This window comes from Paraburkholderia tropica (assembly GCF_900109265.1).
In the GTDB taxonomy this organism is placed as follows: domain Bacteria; phylum Pseudomonadota; class Gammaproteobacteria; order Burkholderiales; family Burkholderiaceae; genus Paraburkholderia; species Paraburkholderia tropica.
This window is the reverse complement of the sequence record NZ_FNZM01000017.1, coordinates 1-19,220: the sequence shown is the minus strand read 5'-3', so window position 1 is coordinate 19,220 and position 19,220 is coordinate 1. Positions and strand designations below refer to the sequence as shown.

The window sequence follows — 19,220 nt, the reverse complement described above, 5'->3', positions numbered from 1 at the left end:
AACGGGCGGCCGCAAAGGGCCGCCCGTCGAGCGTCTGGACCAGCCGGACCGGCGATCAGTGTGCCGTGCTGGGCACGTCGAGGATCAGGACGATGGTCCAGTCGGCGTCGCCTTCATGGTGATACTGACGTTCGGCAACGATAAACGGCTGCTGCTTGCCTTCCGGGCCGAGGAACAGCACGTCGCCTTCCATCGGCATGCATTCGATCGGGGGCAGCGCGAGGAACGCTTCGGTGCCTTTGCCGCGCGGCATCAGCTTTTCGATCTTGCGGGATGCCGCTTCGGTCCATTCGATGTCGAGCTGGATGTTGCTCATCGTTTTTTCTCCGCGCGTGGGGCGCACTAACAGTGGGTGAATTCGAGGTGCGCGACTTTAGCATAACCCGCGCGCGGGCCGGTTTGCAGGCCGATTGGCGTTCGTCCCATGAAAAAAGCCGAGGCCGGATGACCGGCTTCGGCTCGATATGTCTGGCTGGCGGCCCGCGCACCGCGCATTCTGGTAATCGCCCGGCAGCGTGTCGCGCAGAGCACCCATGCGCAGCCGGGCGATCTGCCCGCAAGGGCTTCCGCCAATCCGGCGCCTGACTATGCGCTGGCGCGGGCCGCCTTGCGCATTACTGCGCCGGCTTCTTGTGATGCGGATGCGCACCCTTCTTGTGGTGCTTCATCGGCGCTTCGGACTCCGACTGGGCCGCGGCCTGCTGGCGCGACTGCAGATCTTGCGCGCGTTGCTCGACGTCCGAGGCCCGGGCGGGGTCCGTGCTCATCGTGATGCCGTTCTCCGTTTGTGCGTAGGCGGCGCCCGTCAGCGCGGACAGCGAAACCAGGACTGCGAGGGACACTTTTTTCATCACGACCTCCAAAGGAGTGGTTTATGGACCCAGCCGGAGCCTGCCGAGCAGGATTGGCATGTCATTCTAACGACGAAGTTGTCGCTTCAGATGACATCGCATAAAGCGTGCGCGCATCTGTTACACAATGTTGCACTTGCCGCCGCATGGCCTTCGCGACGCGGCCACGCGCTAGAACCAGCCGATCATCCGATAGACATAAAACTGCGCAATCCCAATCAATTCGTGCAGCGCGACTTCCGCGTCCTGAAGATTCGTCAGGCGCGGCTGGATGCCCGCGCGCACATGACGCACGCTGGAGACGGCCGGCGCAGGCTCCATCTCGAAGCGGTGGAAATCGAGCATCGCGCGCGGCATGTGATAAGCGGAGGTTACAAGGAAGAGCGTATCTGCGCGCTCGGCGTGCACGATCGGCGCGACGTTGCGGGCGTTCTCCCAGGTCGTCAGGCTGCGGTTTTCCAGCACGAGGTCGGCGGGCGGCACGCCGGCGCGCAGCAGCAGGGGCGCGTAGGTGTCGGCTTCGCTGGCGGCGTGATGTTGCGGATTGCCGCCGCTCACGATCACACGGCAGACGCGTCCGGCGACCCGGCAACGCGCGTCGAGCGAGGCGGCGAGCGCGATGCGCGCGTAGACGTCGTGCTTGGGCACGAGCGTGCCGTCGTCGCCGGTTTCGGTGCCGCCGCCGAGCATGACGATCGCGGTGCGCGCGCCGAATGCCTCAAGCGGCGTCGCGGCCGGATCGTAGGGAGTACGATAGGACGAGGGCTGCGCCAGGTCGACGAGCGGTAGCGCAAGCCAGCCGGTCGCGAGGAGTCCGAACAGGACAATCGCGACGCCTGCGACAAGTCGGCGTCCGTTGCGCCACAGCACGAATAGCGCAATGACCAGGAAAAATAATCCGATTAGTATCAATTTGAATGAGGTAACGTATTGTTTTCGGGATGAAGCGTGCATTGCGCGCGTGCGCCGCGACAGCGGCAGCCGCGTCAGGCACGCCGGAAGCGAGGGCCGGCGGGCTTCGGGCCGCAAGTACGGCTGAGGCTTTCCGCGGGGCCCCGAATAACCTGCAGTCCGTGCCACGGCGCAAGGCACGGCGGCGCGCGCGGCTCCACGCCTCGCAGCGCGCCTGTTTCGCGCCGCAGCAGGCGGGATTGCCGCAGGACTGCATTTTAAGAAAGAAGTGAGATGACCACGTATTCCAACGAAGCAGTACTCGAAGCGCTGCGGCGGGTGCAGTATCGGCAGGTCCCGTGGGCGCGCCGTCCTGAAGTCTTTCAATATCTGCGCAACCTCGGTCTCATGGATACCGTCAGGCAGCGCACCGTCGCGCCGGCGCCCGGTTTTCACGCTCCCGTCGATATCGCCGTGCTGACCGACCGCGGTCGCGCCGAATTCGCGCGCCTCGCCCGCGACGAGCGCACGCTCCACTGGACCGATCAGCGCATGGCCGATTACGTCGACGAAAGCGCGCCGCAATCGTCCGCGGCCGAAGTGCGTTCCTAGCCACGGGCGCACGCCTTCGGGCAACGCTGCCTGCCCGCTCGGGCGCGACTGCGGCACAGGCCAGTCGCCGTCATCCGCGTTCCCGTTTTTACCCAGCCAAAAAAAAGCCCGCATCGAAAGATACGGGCTTACCGGAATTACTGCTGCCACGCTGTGCTTAATGGCATGGAAGTAGACCGGTTTTGGGCACAAGAGGTTCCCTGTTTCGCGCGAGCTTTGCGCGCCGGGTGCGCGAAATGCTGTTGCGCGCTTCCGGTCGGGCTCGCATGCCGCTCAGCGACGCGCTCAGCGGTACTCGTCAGCGACGCGAATCGCCGCCCTGCGCCGGACGCGACGGACCGCTGCGGCGGGCGTTGTCGGCAATATCGCCGCGCAGGTCGCCGCGCGGAACAGGTTCGTTGACGCGTTCGGGCACGCCGCCGGCTTCCGGCGGCCAGGCGTGTGCGCCGGTGCGCGAGATCCCCCAACTGGCTTCGCCGGGACGCGGTGGCTGGGCCGTGGCGGTCAACGAGAGCGTCGTCGATACCAGCGGCGCGAGCAGAGCAAGGGCGGACAGCGAAACCATGACGCCCCGATTGCGCAGAATCATGGATTTCATGGCAGCCTCCCGTCAGAACGGGCTGTTGACGTTTGTAGACATGCTCCTACGCTAACGTCAGAGGCGAAAGCGCGCTGTAAATATTGGTAAAGAGATGTTTCGCGCGCACCGATTTCGGGCGTGCAAGGCGCGTGAGGGTGCGTGAGAGCGCGTTGATCGTCGAAGCAGGCGAGGGACGAGCGCGATCCACCGCAGCGAACAGGTTCGATGCAGTCGCGACGTCGCGTTTCAGGAAGGGAGTCCGCGGCAGGCGCCGTTGCGGATGAATCGCCGGACGCGCGAGGCGTCCGGCGGCAGAAAGCGGGAGGTCGTGCCGGTCAGGTTCCGGCAGGCGGGCGGCTCAGCGCGCGCTCAAGCCATCTTGACGGGCGCGCGCCACGACTCCGGGTTGGTCCAGAACGCGCCGCGCAGACGATCGCGGCTCGGCGGTGCCGGCGGCTTCGTGGCGGTGGCGCCAATGCGTCCGCGCAGCGAAATTTCGCGACCGCTCGTGCCGAGGCGCTTCACGATCTCGGCGAGCGTGCCGTCGGCTTGCCACTCGTCGAAACGGCGGCGGCAGGTAGGCGGCGAGGGGTAGCGGCCCGGCAGCTTGGACCAGCCTTCACCGGTCGACAGCACCCACAGCACTGCGTTGACCACTGCACGCGCCTCGACGCGAGGCCGTCCGCGTCGTTCGCTACGTGCCGGTTCTGCACAGAACAATGCCTCGACCAGCGCCCACTCGTTGTCTCTCAAATCGTCGAACAGCATCATGTTTCACCTCAGCGAAGCTATCTCCGGTGCGCTGCCCCGCGCTGCGCACTCTTCATGTACTTCCGGCCGGTTGGCGGAGTACCAGGCGGAATCGGTTGTGGACGGGCTAATCTCGAAAAGCGACGGACCGTCCGCCGATCCTGTGTCTGCCTTAATGCGAGAAGCGTGCCAGCTCGCACGCTTTCGTCTCGAAGCCGCGTGGCATCAAGCCCGCGCGGGTGCTTGCCAGGGGCGTATGAGACTCGAAAACGCATCGTCGGGAAATCGGGAGAATCACCAATCTTGTGCAAACAGGCCCTCCAGGCGTGCGATCCAGGCCGATTGCTGCACTGCGTCGAATAATGGGCTGTGAGATTCACGCGACGGTAACGATCGGCGCGCCTCGCCAAAGCTGTCATAAAATTGCATGAATACGAACAATTAATGAGGCAGGTAGATGAATGTGACGTTGCGGCAGTTGCGGGTGTTTATCGAAGTCGCGCGCCTGCACAGCTTCAGCCGCGCGGGGGACGAAATCGGCCTGACGCAGTCGGCGGTGAGCCGCTGCGTGCGTGAGCTGGAAGCGGAGATGGGCGTGAAGCTCGTCGATCGCACGACGCGCGAGGTGCAGCTCACCGATGTCGGCGCGAATCTGATCGCGAGCATTCCGCGTCTGATCGGCGACCTCGACGACGCGCTGCGCGAGATCCGCGAAATTGGCGAGCAGCGGCGCGGCCGCGTGGTGGTGGCGGCGAGCCCGACGGTCGCGTGCCGCCTGATGCCCGAGGTGGTGGCGGCGTGCGGGCGGCGGTTTCCGTATGTGACGCTGGGCCTGCGCGACGACGTGCAGAGCGACGTGGTGCGCAAGGTGCGCTCGGGCGAGGTGGATTTCGGCGTGATCATCGGGCCGCTCGGCGCCCAGCCGGTCGCCGACGATCTGGAAACCGAGCTGCTGACGACCGACTCGTTCTGCGTCGTGGTGCGCGACGATCATGCGCTCGCACAGCGCGACGCGGTGAGCTGGCAGGCGCTCGACGGCGAGCGGCTCGTGATGCTCGATCATGCGTCCGGCAGCCGGCCGCTGATCGACGCGGTGATGCGCGAGCAGGGCGTGCACGCGCGCGTCGTGCAGGAACTCGGCCATCCGGCGACGGTGTTCGGCCTCGTAGAGGCCGGCGTGGGCGTGAGCGTGCTGCCGTGGCTCGCGCTGCCGGTGCCGTCGGGATCGTCGCTGGTGGCGCGCCCGCTCGTGCCGCGCGCCGAGCGCACCGTCGAACTCGTGCGGCGGCGCGAGCGTTCGCTGTCGCCGGCCGCCGAGGCGGTCTGGACGCTGATCCGCGAACTCGATGCCCGCCCGGAGGCGTCGCGCGGGGCGGGATAGCGGCGGGGATAGAGACGGGCATAGATTCGCGGATAACGGCGCAGGTGGCGGCGGGGCGGGGCGTCGTTCAAAAAAATCGCGCGCTACACTGTCGAGCTTTACCCGCTGCCGCGTCCGGCCCGCATCCGGTTCGCATTCGGCCCGCATCCGGTTCTCGTCCGGCTGCTCGCACGTGGTCCGCTTTCAACCCGCCAAGGAAGGCTCGATGTCCGCTTCGTCCCCGTCGTCTGCTTCGGTTTCGTCCGCTTCGGTTTCGCCTGACTCCCCGCACAACGCACCCGCTGCACCCGCCGCGCCCGCCGGATCGAGCCTCGCGCGCGACGCCGTGCGCGCGCTGCGCTCCTCGCAGATCCGCGAAGTGGCCAACGCGGGTTTCGGCGTCGCGGACGTGCTGCCGTTCTGGTTCGGCGAGTCGGACCGCACGACGCCGTCGTTCATCCGCGAGGCCGCCGCGCAGGCGCTCACGCGCGGCGACACCTTCTACACGCACAACCTCGGCATCGCGCCGCTGCGCGAAGCGCTGGCGCGCTACGTGAGCGCGCTGCACGGCCCGACGTCCGCCGACAACATCGCGGTGACGAGCGCCGGCGTGAACGCGCTGATGCTCGCGGCGCAACTGGTGGTGGGCGCGGGCGACCGCGTCGTGGCGGTCACGCCGCTGTGGCCGAATCTCGTTGAGATTCCGAAGATTCTGGGCGCCTCGGTCGAGACGGTCTCGCTCGGCTACGGCGAGCGCGGCTGGACGCTCGACCTCGACGCGCTGCTCGCGGCACTGACGCCCGGCACCAGGATGCTGATGATCAACTCGCCGAACAACCCCACCGGCTGGGTGATGACGCGCGACGAGCAGCAGGCCGTGCTGGCGCATTGCCGCCGCCACGGCATCTGGATCGTCGCCGATGAAGTCTACGAGCGGCTCTACTACGGCGAGGCGGGCGAACTCGCCGCGCCGTCGTTTCTCGATCTGGCCTCGCGCGACGAACGCCTGATCTGCGTGAATTCGTTCTCGAAGGCGTGGCTGATGACCGGCTGGCGGCTCGGCTGGATGGTCGCCCCGCGCACCTTGATGGACGATCTGGGCAAGCTGGTCGAGTACAACACCTCGTGCGCGCCGTCGTTCGTGCAGCAGGCGGGCATCGTCGCCGTCGAGCAGGGCGAGGCCTCGACGCGCGCGCTGGTCGCCGATCTGCGTGCGTCGCGCGACCATCTCGCGGCGGCGCTCGCGCGGCTGCCCGGCGTCGACGTGAAGGTGCCGCATGGCGCGATGTACCTGTTTTTCCGGCTCGCGGGCGCCGAGCGCAGTCTCGATCTGTGCAAGTCGCTGGTGCGCGAGGCGGGTCTCGGGCTCGCACCCGGCAGCGCGTTCGGGCCGCAAGGCGAAGGTTTCGTGCGCTGGTGCTACGCCTGCGATCCGGCGCGGCTCGACGCGGGCGTCGAACGGCTCGCGCGGTATCTGGAGCGCGGTGCCGATCAGCAGGGCGCACGCTGAAATTGCACGGTCATGCGTGTCGCATCGCTCGATACGCTATTGACGCAAACGGGTTAAAACGCGCCTGAAGCCGTCTTTACGCACCCGGCGTTTTTGCGTAAGATGGCGCTCAGTCACGCGATTCCCTGCGGGAATTTCGCTGCTCCGTCCGGCTGGGTCTGGCACTTTGCCTGCTTCTGCGTTGTTTGCGGCCCCCCGGTGCGTGCTCCCATCAATATGACCGATCAGAATCGGGCGAGCGCGTCTCCAGTTCCACATCGTCTCTGTCTGTCTGATCCGGTTCCTTGAACCTGGTTTACCTTACTTAGGGTCTGAGCTGGCTGCATGAATACCCAAGAGGCGAAAATCGTCCTCGAGACTGCATTGATCTGCACGCAGGAGCCGCTGAAAATCGGCGATCTGCGCAAACTGTTTGCCGACGATATTTCGGCCGACACGGTCCGTAACCTGCTCGAAGACCTGCGTCACGACTGGTCCGGGCGTGGCGTCGAACTGGTGGGCCTCGCGTCCGGCTGGCGCTTTCAGAGCAAGCCGGCCATGCGCACTTACCTCGACCGCCTGCATCCCGAAAAGCCGCCGCGTTATTCGCGCGCGGTGCTCGAGACGCTCGCGATCATCGCGTACCGGCAGCCGGTCACGCGCGGCGATATCGAAGAGATTCGCGGGGTGACCGTCAATACGCAGGTCGTCAAACAGCTCGAAGACCGTAACTGGATCGAAGTCATCGGTCATCGCGACGTACCCGGACGTCCCGCGCTTTATGCCACGACGCGTCAGTTTCTCGACGATCTCGGCCTGAAGTCGCTCGAAGAACTGCCGCCGCTCGACGATCCGTCGAATCAGCTCGGCGAGCAGTTGCTCGCGCAGCATGCGATCGAGTTTCCGGACAGCGAAGTGGCACAGCTGATCGCCGCGGGTGCGCCCGAAGGCGAGGCGGCGCAAGCCGCCGCGGCGGACGCAACGGGCATGGCCGATGCGTCCGTGCAAGAAAGTGCGCCGGATAGCGTGGAACACGCGCAAGCCGGCGTGGAAGCGGTCGAAGACGCGGTGGATGACATCGCGGTGGCGCATCAGGACGCGCCGGCCAGCGACCGCGCCGTGGCCGAAGCGCAAGCTGGCGCGCAGAGTATGGATAGCGCGGCGAATGCAGACGTAGACGAAGCCGGCGCCGAGGCAGACGTCATCGTCGATGCCTTGGACGAACACGCGGCGCACACGCCGTCCGTCCACGCGGATCGCGCCGACGCGCACATCACGGAGTCAGCCGGCCACCTTGCCGGCACGCCCGCAGAAGAAAACGAAGACCGCCGCGACGCGGCGCAGGACGACCCCGTCTGAGGACGGACAACGTAGCCGCCTCGCGCGGCGTCTGACGCAAGAACACTTTTGACGCGCCCCCGCAGCCGGGCGCGCAACCTGACATTTCGAGGTTGTTTTGACTGATATCCACGACACCGATTCGGCCGACGCGTCCGAATCCGCGCGTCGCGCGTCCTCCACGCGCGACGACGACTCGCGCTCGGCCGAAAGCGCCGCGCCGCACGCGGGCGAAGGTTCGGCCGACGGCGAGGACCGTCCGCGCCGTGGCCTGCGCCGCGGTCCGCGCAGCCTGATCGCCCGGCGCCGCGCTGGCGGCAAGGGCAAGGGCGCCGAAGGCGCAGCAGCGCCGGGCGAAGCCGAAACGGGCGCCGAGGCCGCGCCGGAAAGCGCCGCTCCCGCGCGCGCGCCGCGCAGCAAGGAAGCGGGCGCCAAGACCGGCGCGACGGGTGCGAAGAAGCCCGGCCGCCGCGCGAATCCGGCCAACGCCGCACAGGCCGGCGCGGATGCACCGGCGGGCAAGCCGGCTGGCAAGAGCACAGGCGGCGCGGGCGGCAAGACGGCCGGCGCCAAGGGCGGCCGTGGCCGCAAGGCTGGCGGCGACGCGCCGGCGGCCGCTGCGGGCGAAGGCAATCAGGACGATCTGTTCCTGTACGTGACGTCGCCGGCATTCGACGCCGACAACGGTGCGGGCTCGGGCGTGAACGCGCCGATGCTGCGCCGTGGCCGCGCCCAGCAGCCCAAGCGCGTGCTGAGCCCGGACGACGACGCGCCGAAGCTGCACAAGGTGCTGGCCGACGCGGGCATGGGCTCGCGCCGCGACATGGAAGAGCTGATCATCGCCGGGCGCGTCTCGGTGAACGGCGAACCGGCGCACATCGGCCAACGCATTCTGCCGACCGACCAGGTCCGCATCAACGGCAAGCCGATCAAGCGCAAGCTGCAGAACAAGCCGCCGCGTGTGCTGATCTATCACAAGCCGACCGGCGAGATCGTCAGCCATGCGGATCCCGAAGGCCGTGCCTCGGTGTTCGACCGCCTGCCGCCGATGAAGACGGCGAAGTGGCTGGCCGTCGGCCGTCTCGACTTCAACACCGAAGGTCTCCTGATGCTCACGACCTCGGGCGATCTGGCCAACCGTTTCATGCATCCGCGCTACAGCGTGGAGCGTGAATACGCGGTGCGCGTGGTCGGCGAGCTGAGCGAAGGGATGCGTCAGAAGCTGCTCAAGGGCGTCGAGCTCGAAGACGGCCCGGCGAGCTTCCTGCGCATCCGCGACGGCGGCGGCGAAGGCACGAATCACTGGTATCACGTCGCGCTGGCCGAAGGCCGCAACCGCGAGGTGCGCCGTATGTTCGAGGCGGCGGGCCTGATGGTGAGCCGCCTGATCCGTACGCGTCACGGTCCGATCGCGCTGCCGAAGGGCCTCAAGCGCGGCCGCTGGGAAGAGCTCGAGGACAACCAGGTGCGTGCGCTGATGGCGTCGGTTGGCCTGAAGGCGCCGAGCGACGAGAAGGGTGGCCGGGGCGGCAAGGAACAGGAGCGCCGTCAGCCGGATCCGATGCAGACCTCGATGGGCTTCATCAACCGCGAGCCGGTGCTGAGCTCGCATGGTGCGATGGCACAGTCGCGTCAGGGTCAGGGCCAGGGCCGTCCGGGTCAAGGCCGCCGCGGTGCGGCGGCGGGTGGCTTTGGCGGCGGCTCGGGTAACTTCGGCGGCATGGGCGGCAATCGTCCGGGCCGGGGTAATGGGGGTAATGGTGGTAATGCCGGCAATGGCGGCGGTAACGGCAACCGCGGCGGCCGTGGCGACGTCGACGGCAATCGCGCACCGGGAGCGGGCAAGCGTGCGGGCGGCAACGCCGGTGCGGGCGGCAATCGCCGTGGCCCGGGCGGCAACGCGAACGCCAACGGCGGCGGCAACCGCGCACCGGGCAACCGGGGCGGCCAGCGCGGCACGCCGCGCAACCGCACGCGCGGGCACTGAGCGTACGGCGTGGGTCGGTGGCGCGGGGGCTCTGTCCTCGCGCCGTGCCCCGCCGTTCGTCGATACGGCGACGACCGTCGCGCGAATGCGACATGCGTGTGACATAGCCGGTATCGCACGCGTCGACGGCGCCCGAAGCGCAAAGTGCGGAAATCGCCATAAAACGCCTTGAAAACGCCTCAGGGCGGCCGATATTCCGTGCATAACGCATGGCCGTTCGCCTTGCGCGGTTTGCGTTAGAGCCGGAAAAAGGCTACAATCTCGGAGTCGCTGGGCGTGCGGCTTTTATTTGCGTCCCAGGTGCGACCACCTGGCTAAGTGAGAAGATGGGCGTTTCGCCCATTTTTTTTTGGCTCGGCCGAATGTGATCGGTATGTGATCGAAGCGGTTTCGTAACGGTTTCGGGTTTCGAGGCAGTGCGCGATGTGCGGTGAAAAAGTAGTCGAATACACCCATCGCGCAGGCGTCGAATCCGACGTCGAAGCCCCCGGGCAGCAGAACCGGGCATCGCATCGCCGGACATCACGTCGGGGTGGGTTCGCCATCTGGGTCACGCGCAAGTAGGTGCAAGAGCGCGCGCTCATCTGGCGCGCGGCCCGCGAATCCCGTTTGACTCTCAGGAACAGGAAGTTGCCGGCTCGCTGCGCGAATATCTGGAGTGGGCATTGTGCAACTGACGGAACTGATTGAAACCACGGTCACCGGGCTCGGTTACGAGCTGGTCGACCTCGAGCGCACCGGGCGCGGCATGCTGGCCATCTACATCGATCAGCCTGCGGGTATCGCGATCGAGGATTGCGAGAAGGTCACGCGTCAGCTGCAGCACGTTCTGTTTGTCGAGAACATCGACTACGAACGTCTCGAGGTCTCGTCGCCCGGCCTCGACCGGCCGCTGAAAAAGCTGGCGGACTTCGAACGCTTCGCGGGCTGCGAAGCGGTTATCACGTTGAAAAAGCCATTGGACGGACGGAAATCGTACCGCGGCATCGTGCATGCCCCGGAAGGCGAAACCATCGGTCTGGAATTCGAAGGGAAGGCGGGTCCTGCGATGCTCGATTTCACGCTCGCGGACATCGACAAAGCCCGCCTGATCCCCAAAGTTGACTTTAGGAGCCGCAAACAATGAGTCGCGAAGTGTTGATGCTGGTGGATGCGCTGGCACGCGAGAAGAATGTCGACAAGGACGTGGTGTTCGCCGCCCTTGAAGCGGCGCTTGCGTCGGCCTCCAAGAAACTCTTCGACGAGGATGCGGACATCCGCGTGCACATCGACCGCGAAAGCGGCGAACACGAGACGTTCCGCCGCTGGCGCATCGTGCCGGACGAGGCGGGTCTGCAGGAGCCGGATCAGGAAATCCTGCTGTTCGAAGCACGCGAGCAAGATCCCGAAGCGCAGATCGACGGTTTCGTCGAGCAGCCGGTTCCGTCGGTGGAATTCGGCCGTATCGGCGCGCAGGCCGCCAAGCAGGTCATCCTGCAAAAGGTGCGCGACGCCGAGCGCGAGCAGATCCTCAACGACTTCCTCGAGCGCGGCGAAAGCATCATGACCGGCACGGTCAAGCGCATGGACAAGGGCAATTTCATCGTCGAATCGGGCCGTGTCGAAGCGCTGCTGCGCCGCGACCAGCTGATTCCGAAGGAAAACCTGCGCGTGGGCGACCGCGTGCGCGCCTGGATCGGCAAGGTCGACCGCACCGCGCGCGGCCCGCAGATCGAACTCTCGCGCACGGCGCCCGAGTTCCTGATGAAGCTGTTCGAAATGGAAGTGCCGGAAATCGAGCAAGGCCTTCTGGAGATCAAGGCGGCGGCGCGTGATCCGGGCGTGCGCGCCAAGATCGGCGTGGTGGCCTACGACAAGCGTATCGACCCCATCGGCACCTGCGTCGGCATTCGCGGTTCGCGCGTGCAGGCCGTGCGCAATGAGCTCGGTGGCGAAAACGTCGACATCGTGCTATGGTCGGAGGATCCCGCCCAGTTCGTTATCGGCGCGCTCGCGCCGGCGGCCGTGCAGTCGATCGTCGTCGACGAAGAAAAGCACTCGATGGACGTCGTGGTCGACGAAAGCGAGCTTGCGGTCGCCATTGGCCGCAGCGGCCAGAACGTGCGTCTTGCCAGCGAACTGACCGGCTGGCAGATCAACATCATGACGCCGGACGAATCCGCGCAGAAGCAGAATCAGGAGCGCACGGTGCTGCGCGACCTGTTCATGGCGCGTCTCGACGTGGACGAAGAAGTCGCCGACATCCTGATCGACGAAGGCTTCACGAGCCTCGAAGAGATCGCCTACGTGCCGCTCAACGAAATGCTGGAAATCGAGGCGTTCGACGAGGACACCGTGCACGAGTTGCGCAACCGCGCTCGCGACGCGCTGCTCACGCAGGCTATCGCGAACGAGGAGAAAGTCGAAAGCGCCGCGCTGGACCTCAAGAGTCTGGACGGCATCGACCCCGAACTGCTTGCCAAGCTGGCGCAGCACGAGGTTCACACCCGCGACGAGCTCGCCGAGCTGGCCGTGGACGAGCTGGTCGAAATGACGGGAATGGAAGAGGACGCCGCCAAGGCGTTGATCATGAAGGCACGTGAGCACTGGTTCCAGTAAGCCTGGCAACAGGTTTGGAACCGGGGCGCGACGAGCAGGAAGCGACCATGACCCATTGAACTGATCGCGGCGGGGCCTCGCCAGGCGAGGCACCCACGGCCGCATGAACCGATGTCAACCGCAAGGAATCGGTCCTTGCATTAAGAGGAATGAATGGCGAGTAACAACGTAGCCCAATTTGCCGCGGAACTGAAAATGCCTGCAGGCGTGCTGCTGGAGCAGCTGCAGGCAGCGGGCGTCCAGAAAGCGAGCGAGAGCGATGCCTTGTCGGAAACTGACAAGGCGCGTCTGCTCGACCACTTGCGCAAGTCGCACGGTTCGACCGACGCGGACAAGCGCAAGATCACGCTGACGAAACGGCATACGTCGGAGATCAAGCAGTCCGATTCGACGGGTAAGGCACGCACCATTCAGGTCGAGGTGCGCAAGAAGCGCACGTTCGTCCGCCGCGACGAGTCCGCCGAACAGGCGGAGGCATCGAATCATGCCGCCGACGCAGCAGTCGCCGCCGAAGAGGCGGAGCTGCAGCGCCGCGAAGAAGAAGCACGCCGCGAGGCCGAGCTGCTCGAGCGTCAGGCTCAGGAGCTCAAGGAGCGCCAGGAGCTGCTCGCGCGCGAAGAGTCGGAGCGCCGTGCGCGCGAAGAGGCCGCCGAGGCCGAACGCCGCCGCGCCGAGGAAGAAGCAGAAAAGAAAAAGGCAGTGGCCGAAGCCGCCGCGCGTGAGCTCGCCGCTCAAGCCGTGGCTGCACAGCGCAATGCCGAAGCGGAATCGAAGGAAGTGAAACAGCAGCAGGACCAGCAAGACGAACAGCGCGCCGCCGCCGAGCGCGCCGCGCAACGCGAAGCGGCTCAGAAGGCCGAGGCCGCCGCACGCGAAGCCGCCGACAAGGCGCAGAAGGAACAGGACGAGATCGCGCGTCGTCGCGCGGCCGCCGAAGCCGAAGCGCGCGCGATCCGCGAAATGATGAACACGCCGCGCAAGGCGCAGGTCAAGGCGGTCGAACCGCCGAAGCCGGTCGAGCCGCCGAAGCCTGCCGAAGCCAAGGGCACGCTGCACAAGCCGGCGCGTCCGGAAGGTGCGGCTGCACGTCCGGCAGCAGGCGCGGGTGCGAAAAAGCCCGCCACCGCGGCTGCGCCCTCGACGAGCGCGCCGGGTGCCGGCGCGGGCGACCGCAACAAGAAGCCGGGCGCAGGCAAGGGCGGCTGGCAGGACGACGCATCGAAGCGTCGCGGTATCAAGACGCGCGGCGACTCGTCGGGCGGCGTGGACCGCGGCTGGCGCGGCGGCCCGAAGGGCCGTGGCCGTCATCAGGACAGCGCATCGTCGTTCCAGGCGCCGACCGAACCGATCGTCCGTGAAGTGCACGTGCCGGAGACCATCACGGTCGCCGACCTCGCGCACAAGATGTCGGTGAAGGCATCGGAAGTCATCAAGGTGATGATGAAGATGGGCCAGATGGTCACCATCAACCAGATGCTCGACCAGGAAACGGCGATGATCATCGTCGAGGAACTCGGCCACCATGCGGTTGCCGCGAAGCTCGACGATCCGGAAGCGCTGCTGGTCGAAGGCACGACCACCACGACTGACGCCGAGCAACTGCCGCGTCCGCCGGTCGTCACCGTCATGGGTCACGTCGACCACGGCAAGACCTCGCTGCTCGACTACATCCGCCGCGCCAAGGTTGCAGCGGGCGAAGCGGGCGGCATCACGCAGCACATCGGCGCGTATCACGTCGAAACGCCGCGTGGCGTCATCACGTTCCTCGACACGCCGGGTCACGAGGCCTTCACGGCCATGCGTGCCCGCGGTGCGAAGGCAACCGACATCGTCATTCTGGTGGTCGCAGCCGACGACGGCGTGATGCCGCAGACGAAGGAAGCCATCTCGCACGCGAAGGCGGGCGGCGTGCCGCTCGTCGTGGCGATCAACAAGATCGACAAGCCGGATGCGAATCTGGAACGCGTGAAGCAGGAACTCGTCGCGGAAGGCGTCGTGCCGGAAGAGTACGGTGGCGATTCGCCGTTCGTGCCGGTGTCGGCGAAGACCGGCGCGGGTATCGACGATCTGCTCGAAAACGTGCTGCTGCAAGCCGAAGTGCTGGAACTGAAGGCACCGGTCGAAGCGCCGGCCAAGGGCATCGTGATCGAAGCGAAGCTCGACAAGGGTAAGGGTCCGGTCGCGACCATCCTGGTTCAGTCGGGTACGCTCAATCGCGGCGACGTCGTGCTGGCAGGCAGCGCCTACGGCCGCGTGCGCGCCATGCTCGACGAAACCGGCAAGCCGGCGAAGGAAGCCGGCCCGTCGATCCCGGTCGAAATCCAGGGTCTGTCGGAAGTGCCGGGCGCGGGCGAAGAAGTCATCGTGCTGCCGGACGAGCGCAAGGCGCGTGAAATCGCCCTGTTCCGTCAAGGCAAGTTCCGCGACGTGAAGCTGGCCAAGCAGCAAGCCGCGAAGCTCGAAAACATGCTCGAGCAGATGGCGGAAGGCGAAGTGCAAAACCTGCCGCTCATCGTCAAGGCCGACGTGCAGGGTTCGCAGGAAGCACTGGTGCAATCGCTGCTCAAGCTGTCGACCGGCGAAGTGCGCGTGCAGATCGTGCACAGCGCGGTCGGTGCGATCAGCGAGTCGGACGTCAATCTGGCAACGGCTTCGAAGGCGGTCATCATCGGCTTCAACACGCGTGCGGATGCACAGGCGCGCAAGGTTGCCGAAGCGAACGGCATCGACATCCGCTACTACAACATCATCTATGACGCAGTGGATGAGGTGAAGGCGGCGATGTCGGGCATGCTCGCGCCGGAGAAGCGCGAAGTCGTGACGGGTATGGCGGAAGTGCGCCAGGTGATCCGCGTACCGAAGGTTGGCCTCGTCGCCGGCTGTATGGTCACGGACGGTTTCGTCAAGCGTTCGTCGTCGGTGCGCGTGATCCGCAACAACGTGGTCATCTATACCGGCGAACTCGACTCGCTCAAGCGCTTCAAGGACGACGTCAAGGAAGTCAAGCAAGGCTTCGAGTGCGGTATGTCGATCAAGAACTTCAACGACATCGTCGAAGGCGATCAGCTCGAAGTGTTCGAGATCACCGAAGTCGCGCGTACGCTGTAAGTCTCCAGCGCATACGCAAGACGGGCGGGGCGGGCGCTGGCCAGCCCCGCCCGTTTGTCTTTTTGCACGTGTTTTTTGTGCGGCCGCTTGACCTCCGCGAAATTAGCGATAAAGCGCGCCGCCTGAATGCCTCGCACCAATGAGGTGGAACCATCATGCCGAAAAAACGTTCTTCTCCGAATCGCAACGTACAGATCGCCGATCAGATCCAGCGCGATCTCTCCGAGCTGATGCGCGAAGTGAAGGATCCGCGCGTGGGTCTCGTGACGATCCAGAGCGTGGAACTGACGCCCGATTACGCGCACGCCAAGGTCTATTTCACGACGCTCACGGGCGATCCCAAGACCACCCAGGAAGCGCTCAATCACGCCGCGGGCCATCTGCACAATCAACTGTTCAAGCGCCTGCACATCCACACGGTGCCGACGCTGCATTTCCATTACGACCAGTCGGTCGAGAAGGGCGTGGAGATGTCGCGCCTGATCGACGAGGCGAACGCCACGCGCGCCAAGGACGACTGACGTCTCCAGCATGACAGCATCATCGAAGAAGAGTCCGGGCGAGGCTCGCCCTAAAGTGCCGCGCCGTCTGCTCGACGGCGTGCTGCTGCTCGACAAGCCGCTCGGCCTGTCGAGCAACGACGCGCTGATTCGCGCGAAGCGTCTGTATCGCGTGAAGAAGGCGGGCCACACCGGCACGCTCGATCCGCTCGCGACGGGCCTCTTGCCGCTGTGTTTCGGCGAGGCGACCAAGTTCTCGCAGGATCTGCTCGAAGCCGACAAGACCTACGAGGCGACGCTGCGTCTGGGCATCCGCACGACCACGGGCGACGCCGAAGGCGAAGCGGTGGAAACGCGTGAGGTGAACTGCGACGAAGCCGCCGTGCGCGCGGCGATGACGAAGTTCGTCGGCGATATCGTGCAGGTGCCGCCGATGTATTCGGCGCTCAAGCGCGACGGCAAGCCGCTCTACGAATACGCGCGCGCGGGCCAGACGGTCGAGCGCGAAGGGCGCGAGGTGACAATACTCGCGCTGGACATGCTCGCGTGCAGCCTGCCGGACGTCACGTTCCGCGTGACGTGCAGCAAGGGCACCTATGTGCGCACGCTCGCCGAGGATATCGGCGAGGCGCTTGGCTGCGGCGCGCATCTGGTGATGCTGCGCCGTACCGGCGTCGGCGCGCTGACGCTGGACCATGCGGTGACGCTCGACGCGCTCACGGCTGCCGACGAACCGCAGCGCGATACCTGGCTGCAGCCGGTCGATGCGCTGCTCTCGACGTTTCCGGCGCTCACGCTGAACGCCGACGCGGCGCGCCGTTTCACGCACGGCCAGCGTCTGCCGCTCAACGAGCTGGTGCTCGATCGCGCGGCGTGCGAGGCGGCCGATCGCGTGCGCGTCTACGACGAAGCGGGGCGTCTGCTCGGCGTGGCGAAGGCGGGTAACGGCGTGCTCGCGCCGGAGCGTCTGGTGGTGAGCGGCGCGGCTTGATTCGCGCGGCGCAAGTCACAGCACAGGTCATAGCGCACATCGCACAATAAAAAACGGCACGCCGGTTCACACCGTGCGTGCCGTTTTTGCATTCACGACCCGATCAACCGATCGAGCCGTGAGCGAGATCGAATGCGAACCTCAGTGCGCCGCCGAAGCCGCCGCGCCTGCATCGCCACCGCCCGAGCGTTCGGGGCGCGTAATCCAGATCAGCGCGATCAGCACGATAAAGATCACCGACGAAATCCAGAACAGATCGTTCACGCCGAGCTGCGCGGCCTGCTGCGTCGTCATGCGGTCGAAGAGTCCGTGCGCCTGCGACGGATCGAGGCCGGCCACGTTCTGCATCTGCTGCATCGACTGATTGAAGACCGGGCTCGTGGGCGTGGCCTGCTCGGTGAGACGCGCATGATGGAAGATCGTGCGATGGTCCCACGCGGTCTCGAAGATCGAGGTGCCGATGCCGCCGCACATGATCCGCACGAAATTCGACAGACCCGACGCTGCCGGAATGCGGTTGCCCGGCAAACCGGACAGCGTGATCGAGACGAGCGGAATGAAAAGCCCCGCCATGCCGATACCCTGAATCAACGTCGGAACCGTTAGCGCCCAGGTGTCCACGCCGGTGGTGTACTGCGAACGCATCCAGAAGCACAGCGCGAACACCACGAACGCGGCGGTCGCGATATAGCGCGGATCGGTGCGCGGCAGGATGCGGCCCGTGATCGGCGAAAGCAGGATCGCGAAAAAGCCCACGGGCGCCATCACGAGACCGGCGTCGGTCGCGGTGTAGCCGAGATCGGTTTGCAGCCACAGCGGCAGCAGCACGAGATTGCCGAAGTAGAGCCCGTAGCCCACCGACAGCGCGATCGTCCCGCCCGTGAAGTTGCGCCGCGCGAACAGCGACAGGTCGACCACCGGATGCTCGGCGGTCAGTTCCCAGATCACGAAGAACGCGAACGCGATCACGGCCGTGAGCGCGAGCACGACGATCGTGGTCGACGAGAACCAGTCGAGATCCTTGCCTTTGTCGAGCATGATCTGCAGCGACCCGACCCAGACGATCAGCAGGCCGAGGCCGACACCGTCGATCGGCGCTTTGCGGATGGCCGAGTCGCGGTTGCGGAAGATCGCCCACGTGGCGATGGCCGCCGCGATGCCGACCGGGATGTTCACATAGAAGATCCACGGCCACGAGATGTTGTCGGAGATCCAGCCGCCGAGAATCGGGCCGGCCACCGGCGCGATCAGCGTGGTCATCGACCACATCGAAAGCGCGATGGGCGCTTTCGCGCGCGGGTAACTCGCGAGCAGCAGCGTCTGCGAAAGCGGGATCATCGGGCCGGCCACGGCGCCCTGCAGCACGCGCGCGGCGAGCAGGAAGGGCAGCGTGGGCGCGAGGCCGCACAGCCACGACGAGATCACGAACAGAATGATCGACGCCATGAACAGGCGCACCTGGCCGATGCGCTCGGTGAGCCAGCCCGTGAGCGGCACCGAGATCGCATTCGCAACCGCGAACGACGTGATGACCCACGTGCCCTGATCGGAGGCGACCCCGAGGTCGCCCGATATCGACGGAATCGAGACGTTCGCGATCGACGTGTCCAGCACGTTCATGAACACCGCGAGCGACACCGCAATGGTGCCGATCACGAGTTGCGCGCCCTGTAGCGGCGGATGGACGACGGGTTGTTGTGCTGCCATTGAATGCTTTGTTGTTCGCTTCGTATCGGCGCTGCGCTTACATCATTTTCGCGGGCGTTTTCGCCGACGAAACTTGCGCTGCCTTGTTGGCGTTCGGACCCGCGTTCTGCGAAATAATCCGCGCAATCTCCGCATCGGCTTCATCGCCATACTTCTCGAACACGTTCGTCTCGTACACCGTGTTCTGCGCGTTGCCGAGCTGGCTGCCCGCATCATTCTTGATGTCGACGTCAACCTGCATCGACAGACCGATACGCAGCGGATGCTTCTGCAGATCTTCCGGATCCAGCGAAATACGCACCGGCAGACGCTGCACCACCTTGATCCAGTTGCCCGTCGCGTTCTGCGCCGGCAGCAGCGAGAACGCCGAACCCGTGCCCGCCGAGAAGCCCACCACCTTGCCGTGATACACCACCGACGAGCCGTACACGTCCGCGGTCATTTCCACCGGCTGGCCG

15 protein-coding genes and 2 pseudogenes are annotated in these 19,220 nt (G+C 65.9%); 10 read left to right on the top strand and 7 right to left on the bottom strand.

Annotated features, from left to right (window positions below; translation table 11 throughout):
• Positions 1–55: 55 nt before the first annotated feature.
• The 3 genes from BMY06_RS26675 to BMY06_RS26665 all read right to left on the bottom strand — a co-directional run bounded on the left by BMY06_RS26675 (position 56) and on the right by BMY06_RS26665 (position 1,721).
• A complete protein-coding gene (locus tag BMY06_RS26675; protein ID WP_065061250.1) occupies positions 56–316 on the bottom strand; it encodes a DNA-binding protein in 261 nt (86 codons plus the stop codon).
• A 298-nt stretch (positions 317–614) separates the two neighbouring features.
• Entirely contained in the window at positions 615–851 is a 237-nt protein-coding gene (locus tag BMY06_RS26670; protein ID WP_065061219.1) for a hypothetical protein, read from the bottom strand.
• A gap of 171 nt (positions 852–1,022) precedes the next feature.
• Entirely contained in the window at positions 1,023–1,721 is a 699-nt protein-coding gene (locus BMY06_RS26665; protein ID WP_074986303.1) for a YdcF family protein, read from the bottom strand.
• A 315-nt stretch (positions 1,722–2,036) separates the two neighbouring features.
• On the opposite strand from BMY06_RS26665, the gene BMY06_RS26660 reads away from it, so the two are divergent.
• Positions 2,037–2,354, top strand: a complete 318-nt coding sequence (locus BMY06_RS26660; RefSeq protein ID WP_065061221.1) for a hypothetical protein — start codon at positions 2,037–2,039, stop codon at positions 2,352–2,354.
• 298 nt (positions 2,355–2,652) lie between these two features.
• Here the strand turns inward: BMY06_RS26660 and BMY06_RS26655 are convergent, their stop codons facing one another.
• A complete protein-coding gene (locus tag BMY06_RS26655; RefSeq protein ID WP_065061222.1) occupies positions 2,653–2,952 on the bottom strand; it encodes a hypothetical protein in 300 nt (99 codons plus the stop codon).
• A gap of 354 nt (positions 2,953–3,306) precedes the next feature.
• A pseudogene (locus BMY06_RS26650) lies at positions 3,307–3,702 on the bottom strand (transposase); the annotation flags it as partial.
• Between the two features lie 439 nt (positions 3,703–4,141).
• Between BMY06_RS26650 and BMY06_RS26645 the strand changes: the two are divergent.
• The 9 genes from BMY06_RS26645 (at position 4,142) to truB (ending at position 17,055) form a co-directional block, all read left to right on the top strand.
• Positions 4,142–5,065, top strand: a complete 924-nt coding sequence (locus tag BMY06_RS26645; RefSeq protein WP_065061223.1) for a LysR family transcriptional regulator — start codon at positions 4,142–4,144, stop codon at positions 5,063–5,065.
• Between the two features lie 205 nt (positions 5,066–5,270).
• Positions 5,271–6,554 (top strand): pyridoxal phosphate-dependent aminotransferase, encoded by a 1,284-nt coding sequence (locus tag BMY06_RS26640; protein ID WP_074986301.1) that lies wholly within the window; start codon positions 5,271–5,273, stop codon positions 6,552–6,554.
• Positions 6,555–6,878: 324 nt separating this feature from the next.
• Complete coding sequence (scpB, locus tag BMY06_RS40260) at positions 6,879–7,892, top strand: SMC-Scp complex subunit ScpB (RefSeq protein WP_074986300.1); 1,014 nt, start codon at positions 6,879–6,881, stop codon at positions 7,890–7,892.
• A gap of 97 nt (positions 7,893–7,989) precedes the next feature.
• Positions 7,990–9,858: a 23S rRNA pseudouridine(2605) synthase RluB gene (gene rluB, locus BMY06_RS26630; RefSeq protein ID WP_074986299.1), complete on the top strand. Its 1,869-nt coding sequence runs from the start codon at positions 7,990–7,992 to the stop codon at positions 9,856–9,858.
• Between the two features lie 667 nt (positions 9,859–10,525).
• Positions 10,526–10,984: a ribosome maturation factor RimP gene (gene rimP, locus BMY06_RS26625; protein WP_065061251.1), complete on the top strand. Its 459-nt coding sequence runs from the start codon at positions 10,526–10,528 to the stop codon at positions 10,982–10,984.
• Positions 10,981–12,456, top strand: a complete 1,476-nt coding sequence (gene nusA / locus BMY06_RS26620) for a transcription termination factor NusA (protein WP_065061227.1) — start codon at positions 10,981–10,983, stop codon at positions 12,454–12,456. Before rimP ends, nusA begins: the two co-directional genes overlap by 4 nt.
• Before the next feature lie 153 nt (positions 12,457–12,609).
• Positions 12,610–15,564, top strand: coding sequence for a translation initiation factor IF-2 (infB, locus tag BMY06_RS26615; protein ID WP_065061228.1), 2,955 nt, complete (start codon positions 12,610–12,612; stop codon positions 15,562–15,564).
• A gap of 155 nt (positions 15,565–15,719) precedes the next feature.
• On the top strand, positions 15,720–16,085 hold the full coding sequence (gene rbfA, locus BMY06_RS26610; protein WP_065061229.1) for a 30S ribosome-binding factor RbfA: 366 nt from the start codon (positions 15,720–15,722) through the stop codon (positions 16,083–16,085).
• A 10-nt stretch (positions 16,086–16,095) separates the two neighbouring features.
• Positions 16,096–17,055: a tRNA pseudouridine(55) synthase TruB gene (truB, locus tag BMY06_RS26605; protein WP_074986297.1), complete on the top strand. Its 960-nt coding sequence runs from the start codon at positions 16,096–16,098 to the stop codon at positions 17,053–17,055.
• 141 nt (positions 17,056–17,196) lie between these two features.
• On the opposite strand, the gene BMY06_RS26600 is transcribed toward truB, so the two are convergent.
• On the bottom strand, positions 17,197–18,762 hold the full coding sequence (locus BMY06_RS26600; RefSeq protein ID WP_074986295.1) for a DHA2 family efflux MFS transporter permease subunit: 1,566 nt from the start codon (positions 18,760–18,762) through the stop codon (positions 17,197–17,199).
• Positions 18,763–18,799: 37 nt separating this feature from the next.
• Positions 18,800–19,220, bottom strand: a pseudogene (locus tag BMY06_RS26595) (EmrA/EmrK family multidrug efflux transporter periplasmic adaptor subunit); the annotation flags it as partial.